General features: G+C 63.3%; 15 protein-coding genes. 7 read left to right on the top strand and 8 right to left on the bottom strand.

Annotated elements, in window-relative coordinates; all coding sequences use genetic code 11:
• Nucleotides 1–303: 303 nt before the first annotated feature.
• The 3 genes from BRADO_RS28515 to BRADO_RS36040 form a co-directional block, all read right to left on the bottom strand.
• Nucleotides 304–927 carry a hypothetical protein gene (locus BRADO_RS28515; RefSeq protein ID WP_012029669.1) on the bottom strand — a complete coding sequence of 208 codons (624 nt, stop codon included), beginning with the start codon at nt 925–927 and terminating at the stop codon, nt 304–306.
• Nucleotides 928–1,441: 514 nt separating this feature from the next.
• The gene (locus BRADO_RS28510; RefSeq protein ID WP_197535371.1) at nt 1,442–2,608 is read right to left on the bottom strand and encodes a DUF262 domain-containing protein; all 1,167 of its coding nucleotides are present in this window, start codon (nt 2,606–2,608) and stop codon (nt 1,442–1,444) included.
• 149 nt (nt 2,609–2,757) lie between these two features.
• Nucleotides 2,758–2,913 (bottom strand): BrnA antitoxin family protein, encoded by a 156-nt coding sequence (locus BRADO_RS36040; protein WP_012029666.1) that lies wholly within the window; start codon nt 2,911–2,913, stop codon nt 2,758–2,760.
• 649 nt (nt 2,914–3,562) lie between these two features.
• Between BRADO_RS36040 and BRADO_RS28500 the strand changes: the two genes are divergently transcribed.
• From BRADO_RS28500 to BRADO_RS28485, 4 genes are all read left to right on the top strand, one after another.
• Nucleotides 3,563–4,801: an FAD-binding protein gene (locus BRADO_RS28500; RefSeq protein ID WP_012029664.1), complete on the top strand. Its 1,239-nt coding sequence runs from the start codon at nt 3,563–3,565 to the stop codon at nt 4,799–4,801.
• A complete protein-coding gene (glcF, locus tag BRADO_RS28495) occupies nt 4,798–6,117 on the top strand; it encodes a glycolate oxidase subunit GlcF (protein ID WP_012029663.1) in 1,320 nt (439 codons plus the stop codon). The genes BRADO_RS28500 and glcF overlap by 4 nt, the downstream gene beginning before the upstream one ends.
• Before the next feature lie 74 nt (nt 6,118–6,191).
• Nucleotides 6,192–6,659, top strand: coding sequence for a hypothetical protein (locus tag BRADO_RS28490; protein WP_012029662.1), 468 nt, complete (start codon nt 6,192–6,194; stop codon nt 6,657–6,659).
• A 416-nt stretch (nt 6,660–7,075) separates the two neighbouring features.
• Nucleotides 7,076–8,068, top strand: coding sequence for a TorF family putative porin (locus BRADO_RS28485; protein ID WP_012029661.1), 993 nt, complete (start codon nt 7,076–7,078; stop codon nt 8,066–8,068).
• A 236-nt stretch (nt 8,069–8,304) separates the two neighbouring features.
• On the opposite strand, the gene BRADO_RS28480 is transcribed toward BRADO_RS28485, so the two are convergent.
• A complete protein-coding gene (locus tag BRADO_RS28480; RefSeq protein WP_012029660.1) occupies nt 8,305–10,065 on the bottom strand; it encodes an ABC transporter ATP-binding protein/permease in 1,761 nt (586 codons plus the stop codon).
• Nucleotides 10,066–10,384: 319 nt separating this feature from the next.
• On the opposite strand from BRADO_RS28480, the gene BRADO_RS28475 reads away from it, so the two are divergent.
• Entirely contained in the window at nt 10,385–12,049 is a 1,665-nt protein-coding gene (locus BRADO_RS28475; RefSeq protein WP_012029659.1) for an L-lactate permease, read from the top strand.
• 220 nt (nt 12,050–12,269) lie between these two features.
• Nucleotides 12,270–12,629, top strand: a complete 360-nt coding sequence (locus tag BRADO_RS28470; RefSeq protein WP_050781113.1) for an META domain-containing protein — start codon at nt 12,270–12,272, stop codon at nt 12,627–12,629.
• Nucleotides 12,630–12,927: 298 nt separating this feature from the next.
• On the opposite strand, the gene BRADO_RS28465 is transcribed toward BRADO_RS28470, so the two are convergent.
• The 3 genes from BRADO_RS28465 to groES all read right to left on the bottom strand — a co-directional run bounded on the left by BRADO_RS28465 (nt 12,928) and on the right by groES (nt 16,344).
• Nucleotides 12,928–14,118, bottom strand: coding sequence for a hypothetical protein (locus BRADO_RS28465; RefSeq protein WP_012029657.1), 1,191 nt, complete (start codon nt 14,116–14,118; stop codon nt 12,928–12,930).
• A gap of 150 nt (nt 14,119–14,268) precedes the next feature.
• Nucleotides 14,269–15,912: a chaperonin GroEL gene (groL, locus tag BRADO_RS28460; RefSeq protein ID WP_012029656.1), complete on the bottom strand. Its 1,644-nt coding sequence runs from the start codon at nt 15,910–15,912 to the stop codon at nt 14,269–14,271.
• 135 nt (nt 15,913–16,047) lie between these two features.
• Complete coding sequence (gene groES, locus BRADO_RS28455; protein WP_008961387.1) at nt 16,048–16,344, bottom strand: co-chaperone GroES; 297 nt, start codon at nt 16,342–16,344, stop codon at nt 16,048–16,050.
• A gap of 331 nt (nt 16,345–16,675) precedes the next feature.
• Between groES and BRADO_RS28450 the strand changes: the two genes are divergently transcribed.
• The gene (locus BRADO_RS28450; protein WP_012029655.1) at nt 16,676–17,185 is read left to right on the top strand and encodes a hypothetical protein; all 510 of its coding nucleotides are present in this window, start codon (nt 16,676–16,678) and stop codon (nt 17,183–17,185) included.
• Between the two features lie 90 nt (nt 17,186–17,275).
• Here the strand turns inward: BRADO_RS28450 and BRADO_RS28445 are convergent, their stop codons facing one another.
• On the bottom strand, nt 17,276–18,055 hold the full coding sequence (locus BRADO_RS28445) for a protein phosphatase CheZ (protein WP_012029654.1): 780 nt from the start codon (nt 18,053–18,055) through the stop codon (nt 17,276–17,278).
• Between the last annotated feature and the right edge of the window lie 60 nt (nt 18,056–18,115).

The following is an 18,115-nucleotide window of genomic DNA, read 5'->3' as shown; positions in this document are numbered from 1 at the left end:
AAAGCCACGCTGCGACCCGACACGGCCACCACATCCCCACCCCACGTATCGTGACGACCGCGCGTACGCCCCTCTCGGAGGGGTGAGTCGGGTGGAGTATGGCATGGATTTCGGGAAAATGGAATGTGAATCGTGGTTGTATCCGACGGGGTGAAGTCTTGCTTTGAAACTGTTAGAAAAAAACGAGTTCTAAAGCACGCAGATTCTTGCTCTGTCTGTCGCTTTCCGCATTCTCGTTGCGAGAGAAGCGCAAAGTTGATTTGCCGCAACGGGCGGCACGAGACCGGCTTAGTCACAGGCCTTTTACTTCGAGTCCTTCGAAGCTGCGCAGACGGCATCAAGGCCAAGAACTAGCAGAACAACTACCGCCACAGCTACGCCTGTGGCAGGAATAGCACCGAGAGGCGGCCCCAAATAGGCCAGAAGGCTGCCAGCTCCGACTTTTATCATCCCCTTTGGGGTTGCGATATCGGCTGCTTCCTTCAATCCAATCTCCGTAAGGATATCCTTCACTTTCTTGCGGGTTTCTGCATCGTCGCAAATATACTGATGTACCGACTTTACAAACGCTCTTGCCAGAAACGTTTCACGCTTGAGCCTTAAAGCGACGTCTTTGCCCGACTCTCCGGGACGCCTGTCGGGGTAAACGGTCAGCACTCGTATTTGCCAGTCTTTCGAAGACTTCTTAGCGAGAAGGGGAGGATCAATTATCCAACGATGGGGGACTTCACCTGCCTTGTGAGGAACTACAAGACTGAAATCCATCTTCATCGATACGCCCAGAATATGCCGGAACCGGCGGAGCCGACGACGATTATCGGCGTCTTCAAGGATTTTCCTGAACGACTGGCCGTAGTCTTTGCGCGCAATGGCATCAAAGGTGCTCAATACGCTTTCGTACTCGTCGGAGATTGTGGCTTTGGGCATCCGCGGAATCCCTAAACGTGTTTCGATCAGATTTCGTGCGCGATGATGTTGAGGCGGCGCGCAATGTCTTAAAAATAACTACGAAGTTTTTCTCTTAGAAACGGCTCCGCCGTTAAGTAATTGTGCGGCATACGCCGTCAGAAGTACTGATCGATCCTCGGCGAATTTCTCAAAGTTGTCCTCCCATGTAGACGGCGGAAGGAAGTTAGCCTCTTCGAGTTCTTGAATATCTTCGCTTAGCTTTTTGCGATATGCGCTGGGAGCGCTTCCAGAAATGATATTGTTGTCGGTCCTCGAAAGAAAGCAAATGTTGGCCAAGCAAGAGTCATCAATGTTCGATTTTTTGGCGCCCTTTAAGAAACTTCTGGGGTGAATATGATGAAACTCGTTTCGATTATAGTCCTTGAGTGCCTTGCGCAGGTCGATCTTATTTCCACTTAGAAATGATCGCGGGCCGTTTTGTGCGAGAAGTAGAATGAACGTGCGGGAAATTACGGAGTTAAGGCGAAAAGTGTTATTGAGAAAAAAAGGTGTTGCCAAGCCCCGCAGTGGGGTGAGTGAGTGTTGTAATTGAGCCCTCCGACAGCTTAGCGAACTCAATGACGTCCTCACGCAAACTCTTGATCGGCTGGCTATTGTACTTCCTATGAATGCATGTGTGCCAAAACCACCGTAGAATTTCTCTGCGCTGAGTATTACTAATTTTCTTTTGTTTTTGCGGATCACCCGCGAAAAATACGCTTAGTGGGACGAGAAGGTTGTCGTATGGGAGATTGTCAAGCCCTTCGACATGCAGATTCTTGCGAAGAAAGTCGATGGCGCCCTTAATTCCGGTAACGACGTTATCAAAGTTGTCGCGAACCTTCGATCCATTCAATGAAATCAAAGAGTCTGGTGAAGGGTCGCGCTGCATGACTGCGCTGCAGCACCTCAGTAGAAGATTTTTATCGCTTCCCACATCTTTGAAGCCGAATGGGGTGAGGTCAGCCGCCAATTCTTCAAAACGCTGATTGAGATCGAAATCGCCACTCCACGTCCAAGCGCTTAGTAGCTGCACGGTGTCCAGTTCAACGCCTCTCTGATTGACGCGCTCGAACACAATTGCGACAGCGGTCTTGTCTTCGGTTGTAATCGTTTGGACCGGGATAAGGGCCTCCTTAAAGCGCGCCTGAATTTTGTCGAGCCGTGCGATTGTTGTGTCATCGTACTGGCTAGTCTCCTTTCGATACCGGACTGGATCAAACAAGCACCCTATCGGAAAGTGCTTTTCCTGGATCACATCCTCGTCTTCCAGCGCAGTGAAGGATGATTCTTGCGCGTTCTCGCTCGCCTTCATGTCATAGTAGATCTTTGTCCAAAGCGGTTTGGGAGTTGCCGCGACTTCTGTTTGAAAAACGCCAAATATTGATGTGATCCGCTGTTGACCATCGAGAATATAGTCTGTTGGATATTCGGGGTCGTTCTGCGGAAGGTGGAACGGCCCAAGGTCGCGCTCCCGGGTTAGCTCCTGCCTGGTGCGCCAAAGTAGAATCGAGCCGAAAGGGTAGCCCTTGTAGATGCTATCCATAAGGTAAGCGACTCTCTCTGGATTCCAAACGAAGCCCCGCTGAAAGTTTGGGACGCGCATGCGCCCAGCGATCAGCTCTTGAATAATCTTGCGGATATTGAGGGGCTCAGACACCAATCTGCTCCAGAACAGCTCGTGCAGGTTGTGGCAATTCTGTGCAGAAATCAAGCGTAAGCGCGGAGGGCCGATTAGCCGAAGGCGTAATCCGCGGCGCGGCTCGAAGGTCGGCGGGTTACGCTTCGTCAGCCCGCCTTACGGACCATTCAGGCGGCCCGGCCGGGTGACTTCTTTGCTGCCTTGCGCTTGGTCGTGGGCTTCTTGCTGACGATCTCGACCAGGGCGTCATCTATTTTCGTCTGCCAGCCCGGTCCCTTCGATTTGAAGTACTTCACGACCGCGGGGCTCAGGCGGATGCTCACCGGGATCTTGGTCGCTGCTTTTGCGGACCCCGCTGGGCGATGGTTTTCGCAATCTCGGGGAAGACCTCGGAAAATGGCTTGGCCCTGGAGAAGTCGCTCGCGGTCCATTCCGGATTGTCCGAGACAGCTTTCATGTCGGCCTTGGAGTAGGCGCGCTTCGTCTTAGCTGGCGGCATTGAACAGCTCCCTTTCCTTCTTGGAGGCCGGGCGCATCGAGATCACTGATGTTCCTTCGAGGCTAAGGATAGCTCGTAGGGCGGATTAGCCGAAGGCGTAATCCGCCGTGTACCTCGAGAGTCGGCGTCCGAGGGAACGCTCCATCGGACCCGCACGTCCGTGCGCGACAGGGTGCACCACCCGTGGGGCGCCCCTCACCCCGACCCTCTCCCCGTGAAGGACGGGGAGAGGGAGCGCACTGTGCGTGGATTGATGGCTCGTGTCATCTCGACGGCGCTGCTGGCGAGTTCGCGGTCCAAAAGCTCGAACGTTCCACCGGACGCGTCCGTCGTTCCTTTCCATCCCCTTGTCCGCGCACGATCTTTTCGCCACACCGGGGTGCCCTTTTCACTCCTCATGCTCTAGAACGAGTCCAACGCCGGTGGCCGCGCGTCGCGGCAGCCGTCATCATCAACAAGCAAGGCGAGCAGTGGTGGACGCCCTCAAAGTACGTAATGCGGCCGATGTGGAGGAGGTGGTCCGGTCGGCCATCGCCAATGAGCAGCCGCTGGATGTGATCGGGCATGGCTCGAAGCGCGGGATCGGGCAGGTGACGGCGACCAACGCGGTGCTGGACTTGTCGGCGCTGAGCGCGGTCGTGGCGTATGAGCCGAACGAGCTCATCATCACGGCGCAGTCCGGGGCGCCGCTTGCGGACCTGTTGTCGCTGATCGATTCGAAGAGCCAGCAATTCGCGTTCGATCCGATGGACACCGGGCCGCTGCTGGGGACCACCGGCCGGGGCACGCTCGGCGGGATGATCGCGGCGGGGCTGGCGGGGTCGCGTCGCGTCCGAGCCGGCGGGGTGCGGGATCATCTGCTCGGGGCGCATGCCGTGTCCGGGTTCGGCGAGAGTTTCAAGACCGGCGGCAAGGTGGTGAAGAACGTCACCGGTTACGACCTCTGCAAGCTGCTGGCGGGCTCCTGGGGCACGCTCGCTGTCATGACGGAGGCGACGCTGAAGGTGATGCCGCGGCCGGAGGCCGAGCGCACGCTGGTGCTGCGCGGGCTAGACGATCCCAGGGCCAATCTGGCGATGACGGCGGCGCTGGGCTCGCCGTTCGACGTGTCGGGCGCGGCGCATCTGCCGGCCTCGTCGCTGCGGCCGGAGGTCGAGGGCCTGGGCGCGGTCGGCTCGCCGCGCGAGGCGGTGACGCTGGTCCGGCTCGAGGGCATCACGGCCTCGGCGGCGCATCGCGCGGGCTCGCTGACCAAGCTGCTGGCGCCGTTCGGTGCGGCCGAGATCATCGCCGACGACGCCTCGGCGGCGCTGTGGAGCGCGGTGCGGGACGTGCTGCCGTTCGCGGCCCATGGCCAACTCGGCGCCTGGACGGTGTGGCGAATCGTCTGCCCGCCGGTCTCCGGCGGCGCACTCGGGCAGGCGCTGGCGCGGCAGACCGGCGGCGAGGTGATCTATGACTGGGGCGGCGGGCTGATCTGGGCGGCGCTGCCGCCGGCGGCCGACGCCTCAGCCGGCGTGGTCCGCAAGCTCGCCGGGGCCGCGGGCGGGCACGCCACCCTGCTGCGCGCCTTCGACGAGGTGCGCCACGCGGTTGATGTGTTCCCGCCGCAGCCGCCCGGCGTCGCCGCGCTGGAGGAGCGGGTGCGCGTGTCGTTCGATCCCAAGGCCATTCTCAACCGGGGCCGTCTGCGTCGGAGCGTTGCGTCATGAAGACCGAGTTCACCCTGGCGCAGCTCGCCGATCCCGACATCGCGGTCGCCGACAAGATCCTGCGCGCCTGCGTGCATTGCGGCTTCTGCACCGCGACCTGTCCGACCTATGTGCTGCTCGGCGACGAGCTCGACAGCCCGCGCGGCCGCATCTACCTGATCAAGCAGATGCTGGAGAAGGACCAGGCGCCGACATCGGATGTCGTCAAGCACATCGACCGCTGCCTGTCGTGCCTGTCCTGCATGACGACCTGTCCGTCGGGCGTGCACTACATGCACCTCGTCGACCAGGCGCGGGTGCGGATCGAGGAGACCTATCAGCGGCCGCTGACCGACCGCCTGCTCCGCGCCGTGCTGGCCTATGTACTGCCGCGGCCGCAGCTGTTTCGGCTGGCGATGACCCTGGCCCGGCTCGGCCGGCCGTTCAAGGCGCTGCTGCCGGCGTCGTCGGCGTCAGCGCCGACGCCGAGCCTGTGGCGGCGGCTGCGGGCGATGCTGGAGCTCGCGCCGGCCGCGGCGCTGCCGCCGCCGGGGCCCTCGGGCGGCAGCGTGTTTCCCGCGCAGGGCGCGCGGCGCGGCCGTGTCGCGTTGCTGCAGGGCTGCGCGCAGGCCGCGCTGGCGCCGCGAATCAACCAGGCTGCGATCAACGTGCTGACGCGGCACGGCATCGAGGTGGTGCTGGTCAAGGACGAGCAATGCTGCGGTGCGCTCACCCATCACATGGGGCAGGACGACGATGCGATGGCGCGGGCGCGGGCCAATGTCGGCGTATGGACCGCCGAGGCATCGCGCGGCGGGCTCGATGCGATCCTGGTGACGACATCGGGCTGCGGCACCGTCATCAAGGACTACGGCCACATGCTGCGCGAGGACCCGCAATTTGCAGCACCTGCGGCAGCCGTCTCGGCGATGGCGAAGGACATCAGCGAGTATCTCGCAGGGCTCGAATTGAAGACGACGGCGGAGTCGCGCGGCCTCAGCGTCGCCTATCACTCCGCATGCTCGCTGCAACACGGGCAGAAAATTACGAGCATTCCGAAAGAATTGCTTTCCAAGTCCGGCTTCGTGGTGAAAGATATACCGGAGAGTCATTTGTGTTGCGGTTCGGCGGGGACCTACAACATTCTCCAGCCTGACATCGCGATGAGACTGCGCGATCGCAAGGTCGCCAACATCGCGACGGTCAAGCCGGATGTCATCGCGGCAGGCAATATCGGCTGCATGATGCAGATTGCCAGCGGCACCGGCATCCCCGTCGTCCACACCGTTGAGCTTCTCGACTGGGCGACGGGCGGTCCGCGCCCGGGACTGAATTGAGAGATGGGCGCGAGCGGTCTGCCGGCCCGTCCCGCCGATGACGCGTTTCACTCGGCGCAACTGGAGGATTTCGGATGGCGAAGGACAAGAAAGACAAGAAGGATAAGAAGAAGGACAAGAAAGAAAAGAAGCTGATGGCCCAGGCCAAGTCGGCCAAGGGCACCAAGAAGTCCGCCAAGAAGGCCGAGAAGAAGGCCGCGAAGGCCGCCAAGAAGGCGGCGAAGGCGCCCGCCAAGAAGGCGAAGAAGGCCGCCAAGAAGGCTGCGAAGGCGCCTGCCAAGAAGGCCACCGCCAAGAAGGGCGCTGCGAAGAAGGCCCCGGCAAAGAAGGCCGCGAAGGCTCCTGCTAAGTCGGCTGCCAAGTCGGCTGCCAAGGCTCCGGCCGCGCCGAAGAAGGCCGCCAAGAAGCGCGCGCCGAAGAAGGCCGCCTTGGTCGAGACCCCCGAGCTGCACGAGACCGAGACCGCCGAGAAGACCAGCTGGGCGACGCCCGCGCCTGCCGAAGCGCATGAGGGCGAGGAAGGGACGAGCTCCGAGAGCTGATCGCCCGATCATCGAGACGGGCCGGACGAGGCCGCAGCGACAAGCGCTGCGGCCTCGTTTGTTTGTTGACGACTCGCGGCCGCAGCCACCCCCGTGAATCCACGGCCGGGCGAATCCGCGGGTCCTTGCGGCGTGATTCGATGTCGTCCGACGTAGAAAATCCCGGGTGCGGCCCGCTTTATCTGCACGGGGGGATGCGCAGCTACACGGAAATTTGTTGTTCAAATGCAACACGCCCCGACAACCTGCCGTAGATTTGTCAAAACGCCCAAAAAGGCGGCAGATGCCGTGCTTTTTTGCTTCACCTGCGGCCGGACCTTGTCACAAATTGCGTCCGGATGACGCAGTCGATCGTGTTGTGCCCTGGGGGGCCGGTCCGGGGTCGATGCTTAGAACCTAGGGTGATGGGGATTCTCATGAAGAAGTTGGCTTTGTTGGCAACGGCGCTGGCAATGTTTTCGGGTTCGGCCTCGGCCGCTGACATGGCGGTGAAGGCCCTGAAGGCGCCTCCGGCTCCGGCGTTCGATCCCTGGGACATCGCATTCGGCGGCGGTATCGTCAGCGACTACGTGTTCCGCGGCATCACCCAGTCGAACCACAAGCCGTCCGTGACGGCCTATTTCGAGCCGCGCTTCAACGTCAACAAGGACCTGCAGTTCTACGTCGGCGTCGCCGGCGAGAGCATCTCGTTCACCAACCGCGCCGCGGCCGAGATCGACGTGTACGGTGGTATCCGCCCGACCTTCGGCGCCTTCGCCTTTGACATCGGCGTGTGGGGCTACCTGTATCCGGGCGGGACCTGCTTCTACGGCGCCGCGACCGATTTCACCGGCCGTCCCGTGGGTGCAGAGTGCGCCGCCAACCTGCTGCTGAACGGCAACACCATGAAGAAGGACGTCAGCTTCTTCGAAGTCTACGGCAAGGGCACATACACGGTGAACGACAACTGGGCGTTCGGCGTGACCGAGTTCTACACCCCGAGCTTCCTGAACTCCGGCGCCTGGGGCAACTACACCTCGGCCACGGCCAAGTACACCGCCCCGTCGACCCTGTTCGGCTCGAGCGGCGTCGGCATGTACGTGTCGGGTGAATTCGGTCGCCAGTGGTTCGGACGGACCGACAGCTTCTACGGCACCCCGGCGTTCCCGAACGGCATCCACTACGCCGACTACAACACCTGGAACATCGGCGTGGGCTTCACCTACAAGGTCTTCACGCTGGATCTGCGCTACTCCGACTCCAACCTGTCGAAGGGCGATTGCAGCGTCTTCACGGGTGCGTTCAACGCGGCGGTGGGCACGGCTCCCGTCACCGGCAACAATCCGTTCGGCGCAGGCTCCAACTGGTGCGGCGCCACCGGCATCGCCAAGCTCTCCTTCGACCTGACCGCGATGACCAACCTGAAGTAATCATCGCCACGGCGGATCGGACTTTTCGAAAGGGCGGCAGAGCAATCTGCCGCCCTTTGCTTTTGTGCCGACGCCGTCGCACGGCGCCCTCGCCAGGTCGGAGATGCCGGGCGCGCGGGCAGCACACTGGAAACCTGGTCATGTTCAGGCCTATCGCGGCCGGCCCGGCCGTCATGCGTCGGAGGCCTGACACGCGCCTGTGTTCACGTCCCCGCAATGTCCCACCGGGCGGGCCGCTACTCCGCTCCGCCCGCGGGGGCGTCGGCGGCCCGCGCGGCCGTCCGCAGCGAGAACCGGTCGCCGTCCCGAAACAGCTCGACCCTGCGGTCGTGGAACGCGTGCAGCGTCGAGCGGTGGCCGATCGAGACCACGGTGGTCTGCGGCAGCTTTTCGGCGATCACCTCGTAGAGCCGGGCCTCGCTCGGCTCGTCCAGCGACGCCGTGGCTTCGTCCAGGAACAGGAATTGCGGCGCGTGCAGCAGGGCGCGGGCGATCCCCAGACGCTGCTGCTCGCCGAGCGACAGCATCCGGTTCCAGTGCCCGTCCTCATCCATCCGGTCGGCCAGCTGCGGCAGGCCGACCGCGACCAGCGCTTGCTTGATGGGCTCGACGCCGAATGCGTCCGCCCCCGCCGGGTAGACGACGGCGTCCTTCAAGGCGCCGATCGGGAAGTACGGCCGCTGCGGCAGCATCATCAGCTTGGCATGGCCGGGCACACTGATCGCGCCGCTGCCGAACGGCCAGACGCCGGCGATCGCGCGGAACAAGGTGGACTTGCCGGCGCCGGAGGGGCCGGTCAGCAGAGTCCGCTCGTTGCTCCTGATGGAGAAATCGTCGGCCGCGATCAGCGGCAGGCCGTTCGGCAGCTTCAAGAGCAGCTGCGCGAGCTCGATGCTGTCGCCGGCATGGCTGACGACGTCGATGGTCTGCGGCTCGCCGGAGAGCTTGGCCGCGCTTGCGATCGACATCTCGAAGCCGTCGAGACGGGCGACGGTCGAGCGCCAGTCGGCCAGCGTGCGGTAGGTGTTGACGAAGAACGACAGCGCGCGCTGCACGCTCGAAAACGCCGACGCCGTCTGCATCATGCCGCCGAGCTGCACTTTCTTGGCGAAATAGGCCGGCGCGACGATGACATAGGGAAAGATCGTCGCGACCTGTGAGTAGCCGGCCGTCACCGCGGTCAGTCGCTTGGTCCGGGTCATGATCTGATACCAGTTCTGCACCACGCGGCCGTACCGGCTCGACAGCAGACCATGCTCGGCCGCCTCGCCGCGCAGCATCGCGATCTGCTCGGAGTTCTCGCGAACGCGCACCAGATTGAAGCGGAAATCGGCCTCGAAACGCTGCTGCTCGAAATTGAGGTTGATCAGCGGTGAGCCGATCCAGTGCGTCAGCGCTGTCCCCGCGATGGCGTAGACGAGGGCCGCCCAGACCAGGTAGCCGGGGATATTGTACTCCATGCCGAACAGCGTCAGCGGCGCCGCTTCCGAGAGGCCCCACAGGATGACCACGAACGAGGCCAGCGTCACGACCGAGCTGAGCAGGTTGACCGTGATGTAGAGCGTCTGCTCGACGAACTGCTTGACGTCCTCGGCGATGCGCTGGTCGGGGTTGTCGGCCGCGTCGCCCTTGAGCTGCATCCGGTAATGATTGGCATTGTTGAGCCAGTGCCGGAGGTAGGTTTCCGTCAGCCACCGCCGCCAGCGGATCTGCAGCCATTGATTGAGATAGAGCTGGTAGATCGCGAGCACGATGAAGGTCGTCGCGAGCACGACGAAGACGCCGATCTCCCAGATGAAGCTGTTCCAGTCGTATTCCTGCAGCGCGTTATAGAACCGGGCCTGCCACTGGTTCACCAGCACGTCGATCGCGACCAGCGCGAGCTCGATGGCGATGACGGCGGCGAGCAGAGCGCGGCCGGCGACCTTGTCCTCGGAGCGGAAATAGGGAATGGCGATCCGCCACACGATGGCGAGCGTCGAGCGCAAATTGTTCACAGAGAGGCTGCTCCTCAGAAACGGGCTTAACAGGCTGGCGTGGAACGAGAATTCCGTACCCTGGGGCGCCTGTCTAGACGAAAGTCGTAAGGTGCCCGGCGACCACCGGCTTGTCGGTCACGTGCGGCAAACCGTAGCATGCTGCATACAAGAGGCACCCCAGCCGCTGCCAGATTTCGCGAGAATTTGAGCAGAGTGGGGCGCTGCCGTGTTTGTGATCGGGTTTCGTGACCGTCCCCGTACGGTCGTGGCACCTGCAGACAGACCTGATCCGCCCCGCCGGACCGGGTCCAACAACAAGAATTGGGGGGAAGTCACGATGTGGAATCAAGTCTACGACCCGTTGGGGAGCCCGGCGCTGTCGACGCTGGCCGCCGCCGTCCCGGTGGTGACGCTGCTGGTGTTGATCGCCAGCGGCAAGGTGAAGGCGCATATCGCCGCGATCATCGCGGTGGTGCTGACCAACATCATCACGATCTTCGTCTTCACCATGCCGGCCAACATGTCGCTGCGCGCAACCGTGCTCGGCGTCGTCACCGGCTTCTTCCCGATCGGCTGGATCGTGCTGAACGTCATCTTCCTCTACCAGGTGACGGTCTCGACCGGCCGCTTCGAGCTGCTCAAGCGCGCGATCGGCGGTGTGACGGAAGATCGCCGGCTGCAGCTGCTGCTGGTCGCGTTCTCGTTCGGCGCGTTCTTCGAGGGCGCGTCCGGCTTCGGCACGCCGGTGGCGATCACCGGTGCCGTGCTGATCGGCCTCGGCTTCTCGCCGCTCGCCGCCTCCGGCCTGTCGTTGATCGCCAACACCGCGCCGGTCGCCTATGGCGCGCTGGGCACGCCGATCCAGGGCCTCGCCTCGGTCACCGGCCTCGATCCCTACATCCTCGGCGCGATGGTCGGCCGGCAGCTGCCGGTCTTCTCGCTGATCGTGCCGTTCTGGGTGATCTGGGCGTTCGCCGGCTGGAAGGGCATGAAGGACATCTGGCCCGCGATCCTGGTCACCGGCGTGTCCTTCGCCGTCCCGCAGTTCCTGATCTCGAACTACATCAATCCGTGGATCGTCGACATCGGCGCCTCGCTGATCTCGATGGGCGCGCTGATCCTGTTCCTGAGGGTCTGGCAGCCGAAACAGCTGTGGCTGTCGCCGGCGCTGCGCGGCCGCGACGAATCGGCCGCCACCATGGCGGCCGCCAAGCCGCTCGACCGTACGCCGCTGACGCAGGCCGAGCTGTGGGGCGCGCTGCTGCCCTGGATCATCGTCTGCATCATCATGCTGATCTGGGGTAACGGCGCCTTCAAGAGCTGGGCGAACTCGATCTTCACCTGGAGCTATCCGGTGCCGGAGCTCGACAAGCTGATCAACAAGATGCCGCCGGTGGCCGCGAAGCCGACGCCCGAGGGCGCGGTGTTCTCGTTCACCTATCTGACCTTCACCGGCACCGGCATGCTGATCGCGGCGATTATCTCCGGCTTCCTGATGGGCGTCGGACCGGGCAAGCTGATCGCCGAATATGGCCGCACCATCCGTCTCTGCGCGATCTCGCTGATCACGATCTCGGCGATGCTCGCGATCGGCACGCTCACGCGCCTGTCCGGCGTCGACGCGACGCTGGGCCTCGCCTTCGCCGCGACCGGCGTGCTCTATCCCTTCTTCGGCACTTTGCTCGGCTGGCTGGGCGTGGCGCTGACGGGATCGGACACCGCCTCCAACGTGCTGTTCGGCAATCTGCAGAAGATCACCTCCGAGCAGCTCGGCCTGTCGCCGATCCTGATGGGGGCGGCCAACTCCTCGGGCGGCGTGATGGGCAAGATGATCGACGCGCAATCGATCGTCGTCGCCTCGACCGCCACCAATTGGTACGGCCATGAGAGCTCGATCCTGCGCTACGTCTTCCTGCACTCGATCGTGCTGGCCTGTCTGGTCGGCCTGTTCGTGACCCTGCAGGCCTATGTCTACCCGTTCACCGCGATGGTGCTGAAGTAGCACCACGCCTGCGACAAAAACCCCGCGCCGCAACCGCGGCGCGGGGTTTGCTATGTTTGGACCACATTTCTGCGGGAGCCGTGCTGGCGGCCACTCAGCCGATCGCCTACAAGGCGGCCCCGTGCGTGATGATCTGTCGAGAGGAACGATGCGAGTTGTGAAGCGAGCCATGACGCCAACCATGATGCGGACCATGGCCGGTGTGGTTGCAAGCCTGTTGATGTCGGGGGTGCCGTTGGCCGCCGCGTCGGCGGAGGAGTTTCCGTTCGGCATGGAGATGACGCTCGACGCGCTGCCGCAGCCTGGCTCGAAGCGGGTGCCGGATCTCGACATCGGCGATAATGGAGAGACCGTGCTGGAGCTCTGGTGCAAGGGCGGCAAGGGTCAGTTCTCGGTGGCCGGCAACACCGTCGTGTTCATTGCAGGCACCATCGAGGACCGCAACTGTCCTGCGGCGCGTGCCCAGGCCGATGACGAACTGATCGCCGCGCTGAGCGCGGCGACCAACTGGAAGCGCCAGGGCGATCTCATCACCTTCATCGGCCCGAAGACGCTGCGCTTCCGGCTGAACACGAATTGAGCCGGGGCAGGCATCTCCAGGCTTCTCGTCACAATGATATCGAGATGCAGGCCTCCGCTGTCATCGTCCGCGAAGGCGGACGATCCAGCACGCCGTGACATCTCATTTCAATATCTTCTGCTGCGGAGTACTGGATGCTCCGCCTTCGCGGAGCATGACAGCGGTGGAGAAGGCGACAGCTCAACCTGGGAATGACGGTCGTTCCCGCCAAACGCTCGTTTCAAACACGGCCCGGTCAAGAATGGTCCGGAAAACATAAACCAGCTTTCAAAGGACCATGCTCAGGAAAGGGGAGGCCTTACTTCCACACCGAGTTGTCCGCGTCCCAGCGCTTGGCCTTGAAGGCCTTGGCGAGCTCCTCGATGGTGCCGCTGTCGTCGCGCGCATCGCTTTCCTCATCGCCCGACGATTCGTCGGACAGGATAAGTTTGGCAGCGGAGCTTTCGTCGACGGTGGTCGTCGTCGGGCTGCTGATCCACAGGATCAGCGCGTCGGCTCCGCCGGGCTTGTCGGGCGAGACCAGGCCGGTGAGCTCGATGACATCAGTGAGGTCGAGCGAGGGCATCAGCTGGCTCGGTCGCTTCAAGGTCAGCTTCAGCTTGCCGGTCACCGGGTTCCAGGCGGCGCTGGTCGGCTTGGCGGCATAGGTTTTCGCAAGCACGTCTGAGATCGCGTTTGCCAGCTTGTCGCGGTTGATCTTGTCGCCGTCGCGCCAGTCGGCCGCGGCGAAGCGGATGGTGCGGTCCATCTCGACCGTGCCTGCGGTCCAGCCGGCCGTGACAACGCCGGTCGTCGCGCGCGCCTTCGCGATCAGGGCCCCGGCGCGCTCGGGATCCACCGTCATGCTGATGGTCTGCTCGCCCGCGCGCAAGGCGTCGCAGCTCACGATCAGGCTGGACAGCGAGACCTCCACATGCTCGCCCTTCAGACTCTTCAAGAAATCAGGCACCGCATCCAGCTTCAGGCGAACGGAAACGGCCTCCGGCGACACATCCGTGAAGTCCTTCGGCTGCGCCGTGATGCCGTCGTCGTTCGACTGGCTCTCCTGGAACTCCTTCTCGCTGACATCGGCGTTGTCGGTCGACGCCACTTCGGTCACCGTCTTGCCGATGACGATCTGGCCGCGGAACTCGAAATTGTCACCGGTCGGCTTGCGCGTCAGCTTCACCGTGACAGGCTCCTTGGCGCCGTTGCTCTGGGTCGCGCCGGTCAGGGTCTGGCCATTGACGGTGAGGTTGACGACGAAGCGATCCTTGCGATCGGAATTCTTCGCGACGGGATAGCAGACATCGAGCGTGGCCGCGGTGACGGTCTTGCCTTGGCGCGTCTCCTTCAGGATCACGTCGGCATTGCCGTCCATCAGGCCGTCGAGGGCGGTGAAGTAGCGAGTCTCGTTGGCGGGGGCCTTGGTCCCGCTCTTGCTCTGGGCCCAACCGAGTTCCGGCGCGGCCGCTGCAATCACGGCCAGCGCAAGCAAAATCGCGCGCATCTGAAAATCCTTGTGGGAGCGGAATCGGCGCTAGCTGTAGCGCCGATTTGCAATCACTGCACCCCCACTCGGACACTCGGCCAAAAAGAAGGCCGCCCGGAGGCGGCCTTCGTGAACGTCTCGTGATGGGGGCTTGAGACTGGGTTGGGCTCAGAAGCCCATGCCGCCCATGCCGCCCATGCCGCCGCCGGCCGGCATCGCAGGCGCCGCGTCCTTCGGCAGCTCGGCGACCATGGCCTCGGTGGTGACCAGCAGGCCGGCGACCGACGAGGCGTCCTGCAGCGCGGTGCGGACGACCTTGGCCGGGTCGATGATGCCCTTGGCAACCATGTCGACATAGTCCTCGGTCTGGGCGTCGAAGCCGAAGGTTTCGGACTTCTCCTCGAGGATCTTGCCGACCACGATCGAGCCTTCGACGCCGGCGTTCTCGGCGATCTGGCGCATCGGAGCCTCCAGCGCCTTCAGCACGATGTTGATGCCGGCCTGGACGTCCGAGTTCGGGTTGGTGATGCGGCCGACCGCCTTCTTGGCGCGCAGCAGGGCCACGCCGCCGCCGGGGACGATGCCTTCCTGCACCGCGGCGCGTGTCGCGTTGAGGGCGTCCTCGACGCGGTCCTTCTTCTCCTTGACCTCGACCTCGGTCGCGCCGCCGACGCGGATCACCGCGACGCCGCCCGCGAGCTTGGCGAGGCGCTCCTGCAGCTTCTCACGGTCGTAGTCCGAGGTGGTCTCCTCGATCTGCGCCTTGATCTGGCCAACGCGCGCCTCGATGTCGGCCTTCTTGCCGGCGCCGTTGACGATCGTGGTGTTCTCCTTGTCGATCACGACCTTCTTGGCGCGGCCGAGCATCTTGATCGTGACGTTCTCGAGCTTCATGCCGAGATCGTCCGAGATCAGCTGACCGCCGGTCAGGATCGCGATGTCCTCGAGCATGGCCTTTCGGCGGTCACCGAAGCCCGGCGCCTTGACGGCGGCGACCTTGAGGCCGCCACGCAGGCGGTTGACGACCAGGGTGGCCAGCGCCTCGCCCTCGACGTCCTCGGCGATGATCAGGAGCGGACGGCCCGACTGCACGACGGCTTCGAGCACCGGCAGCATGGCCTGCAGGCCCGACAGCTTCTTCTCGTGCAAGAGCACGTAGACGTCGTCGAGCTCGGCGGTCATCTTCTCGGCGTTGGTGACGAAGTACGGCGACAGGTAGCCGCGGTCGAACTTCATGCCCTCGACGATGTCGACCTCGGTCTCGAGCGACTTGTTCTCCTCGACCGTGATGACGCCCTCGTTGCCGACCTTCTGCATCGCCTGGGCGATCATCTTGCCGATCGCGGCGTCGCCGTTGGCGGAGATGGTGCCGACCTGGGCGACCTCGGCGGAGGACGCGACCGGCTTGGCGCGCTTCTCGATGTCCTTGATGACGGCGGCCACCGCGGTGTCGATGCCCCGCTTGAGGTCCATCGGGTTCATGCCGGCGGCAACCGCCTTGGCGCCCTCACGGACGATGGCCTGGGCGAGCACGGTCGCGGTGGTGGTGCCGTCGCCGGCGAGGTCGTTGGTCTTGGAGGCGACCTCACGCAGCATCTGCGCGCCCATGTTCTCGAACTTGTCCTCGAGCTCGATCTCCTTGGCGACGGTGACGCCGTCCTTGGTGATGCGCGGAGCGCCGAAGCTCTTCTCGATGACGACGTTGCGGCCCTTCGGGCCGAGCGTCACCTTGACGGCGTTGGCGAGAATGTCGACGCCGCGCAGCATGCGGTCGCGCGCGTCGCCAGAAAATTTGACGTCCTTGGCTGCCATTTGAAACTCTCCTGGATGTGGGCCTCGGCAGGCCAGGGGCGTGAACGCCCGTCTGCCGCCTGAGCGAGGTTGTAAAAGCGCTATCGCCTGGGGCCGCTGTGGCCGCCCCAGGCGTTTCGGATCAGACGGTTCGAATCAGGCGACCACGCCCATGATGTCGGACTCCTTCATGATGAGGAGCTCCTCGCCGTCCAGCTTGACCTCGGTGCCGGACCACTTGCCGAACAGCACGCGGTCACCGACCTTGACGTCGATCGGGATCAGCTTGCCGCTCTCGTCACGGCCGCCCGGGCCGACGGCGACAACCTCGCCCTGCGAGGGCTTTTCCTTGGCGGAGTCGGGAATGATGATGCCGCCCTTGGTCTTCTCTTCGGCGTCGATGCGCTTAACCACGACGCGATCATGCAGGGGACGAAACTTCGATTTGGCCATGACAGGTCCCTTTGCGGGTGCTTTGGTAACGGTGATTGTCCGGGATTTCTGAATCCGGCCACATTTGGCGCCCAGGTGGGACCATGTGACTCGGGGCTTTAGCAATCGTGCCCTCCGAGTGCTAAAGGCCATCGCCGGAATATGGCTTGCCGCTGTTCCTGTCAAGCAAGGGCCGGATGGTTAAGCCATTGTTCAGGCTGTTCAGGGGATGTTGTCCTGGGCGAGACATGTTAGTGGAGCGGCGTCGTCAACCGACGTCGTTGCTCTGACGCGCGTTTTGCGCTTGGTTGCCGGGTGGGGCAGCCACGTTCTTGTTCCTTAAGGGGATGCCATGACGAGTTCACGGTGCGCGCGACCGATCGCCAATTTCGGTGTCGCGTCAGCGCTCACGATGCTTCTGGGAGCGTGCACGGGCTTCAGCCTGTCGCCGTCGTCTCCCATGCAGCAGACCGAGGCGCCCATCGAGCCGGAGGTTCCGGCGACGATTCGGGCTGAGGATCTCGTGGGGAAGTGGGGCCTTGCCGCCTACAACAATCCCAATGACCGCGCCCGTACCGAGAAGATGGCGCTGGCGCAGTGCAAGCAGCCCTATACGATCGGCCAGGGACAATCCGGCGGCGTGATCATGCATCTGGCCGACCAGGCGACCCCGCAGGAACTGCGGCTGAAGGGCTCGGCCAGCGGCAAGAACTACATCGGTCCTGCGGGACCGCCGGCCGGCGAGCAGGATCGCGAGGTCATCTCGTTCGACGGACGGGTGCTGATCACCCGCTTCGTCGACAAGGATGCTGCCACCCGCTACCAGACCATGGTCTATGTCCGCTGCGGACCGCGCGCCTGAGATCCGGGCGTATGTCGAGACGTGAGGACATCCATGAAAAACGCCGGCGGATCGCCGGCGTTTTTGTCGGGTGTGAAGGCGGATCGCCGCTCAGTTGAACATCGCGTCGATGTCGTCCTGCGAGGCGTGGCCGATGTCGCCGTCCATCTTCGGACCGTTGAGCAGCTTGGCGTCGCCCTCGCGGGTGTCGACGATCGGCGGCACATGCGCCTTGATGGCGTCGACGCCGCCCCAGATGTCCATCATCACCACGATGTGGTGCTCAATGAACTTCATCGTGGTCATGACCTTGTTGATGCGCTGGCCGGTCAGGTCCTGGAAGTTACAGGCCTCGAAGATCGAGACCACGCGCTCCTGGATGTCCTCGCTCAAGATCTTCTGCTGGTCGGCGGAGTCGACCTTGCCGAGTGCGCTGGCGGCCTGGTCGATCGCCTCGGCGGCCTCGAGGATCTGCTGGGTGGCCTGCTCGGTGCCGCCGACGACGGCGCCGAGCTCGCCATTGACCTTGGCCATTTCCTCGCCGTTGAAGCTCTTGGCGTGGAGAGTGGCGATCTCGCCCTTGGTGCGGTTGATCGCGTCGTGGATCAGGTCGAGCTCGACCTTGAGCTTCTCGCACTGCTCGATCTGCGCGCGATAGGTCTCGAGCAGCGCGCGCGCCTCGGCGACCTCGCGCTGGGCAGACTCTTCGATGGCTGCGGCGGCCGTGCTGTGTCCACCGCTGCGAATGGCGTTGGCCATCTGGGCGCGGATGGCGCGCAGCTCGTCCATGATTTCCTTGTGGTTGGGGCCGATCTCGCCGCCCACGAAGTCGGGCTCCGGCATATGGCCGACGATTGCTTCTTCGATACGGAAACGCTTGCGAACAGCCATGATAGTATCCCTGACCTCTTGCTGCGCTCAGTTCTAAGCTGTGCCTATTTAACATCGCGT

The sequence above is a fragment of the Bradyrhizobium sp. ORS 278 genome (genome assembly GCF_000026145.1).
Classification (GTDB): Bacteria; Pseudomonadota; Alphaproteobacteria; order Rhizobiales; family Xanthobacteraceae; genus Bradyrhizobium.
Note: the sequence above shows the minus strand (reverse complement) of the source record. Positions and strands in the feature narration are given on the sequence as shown.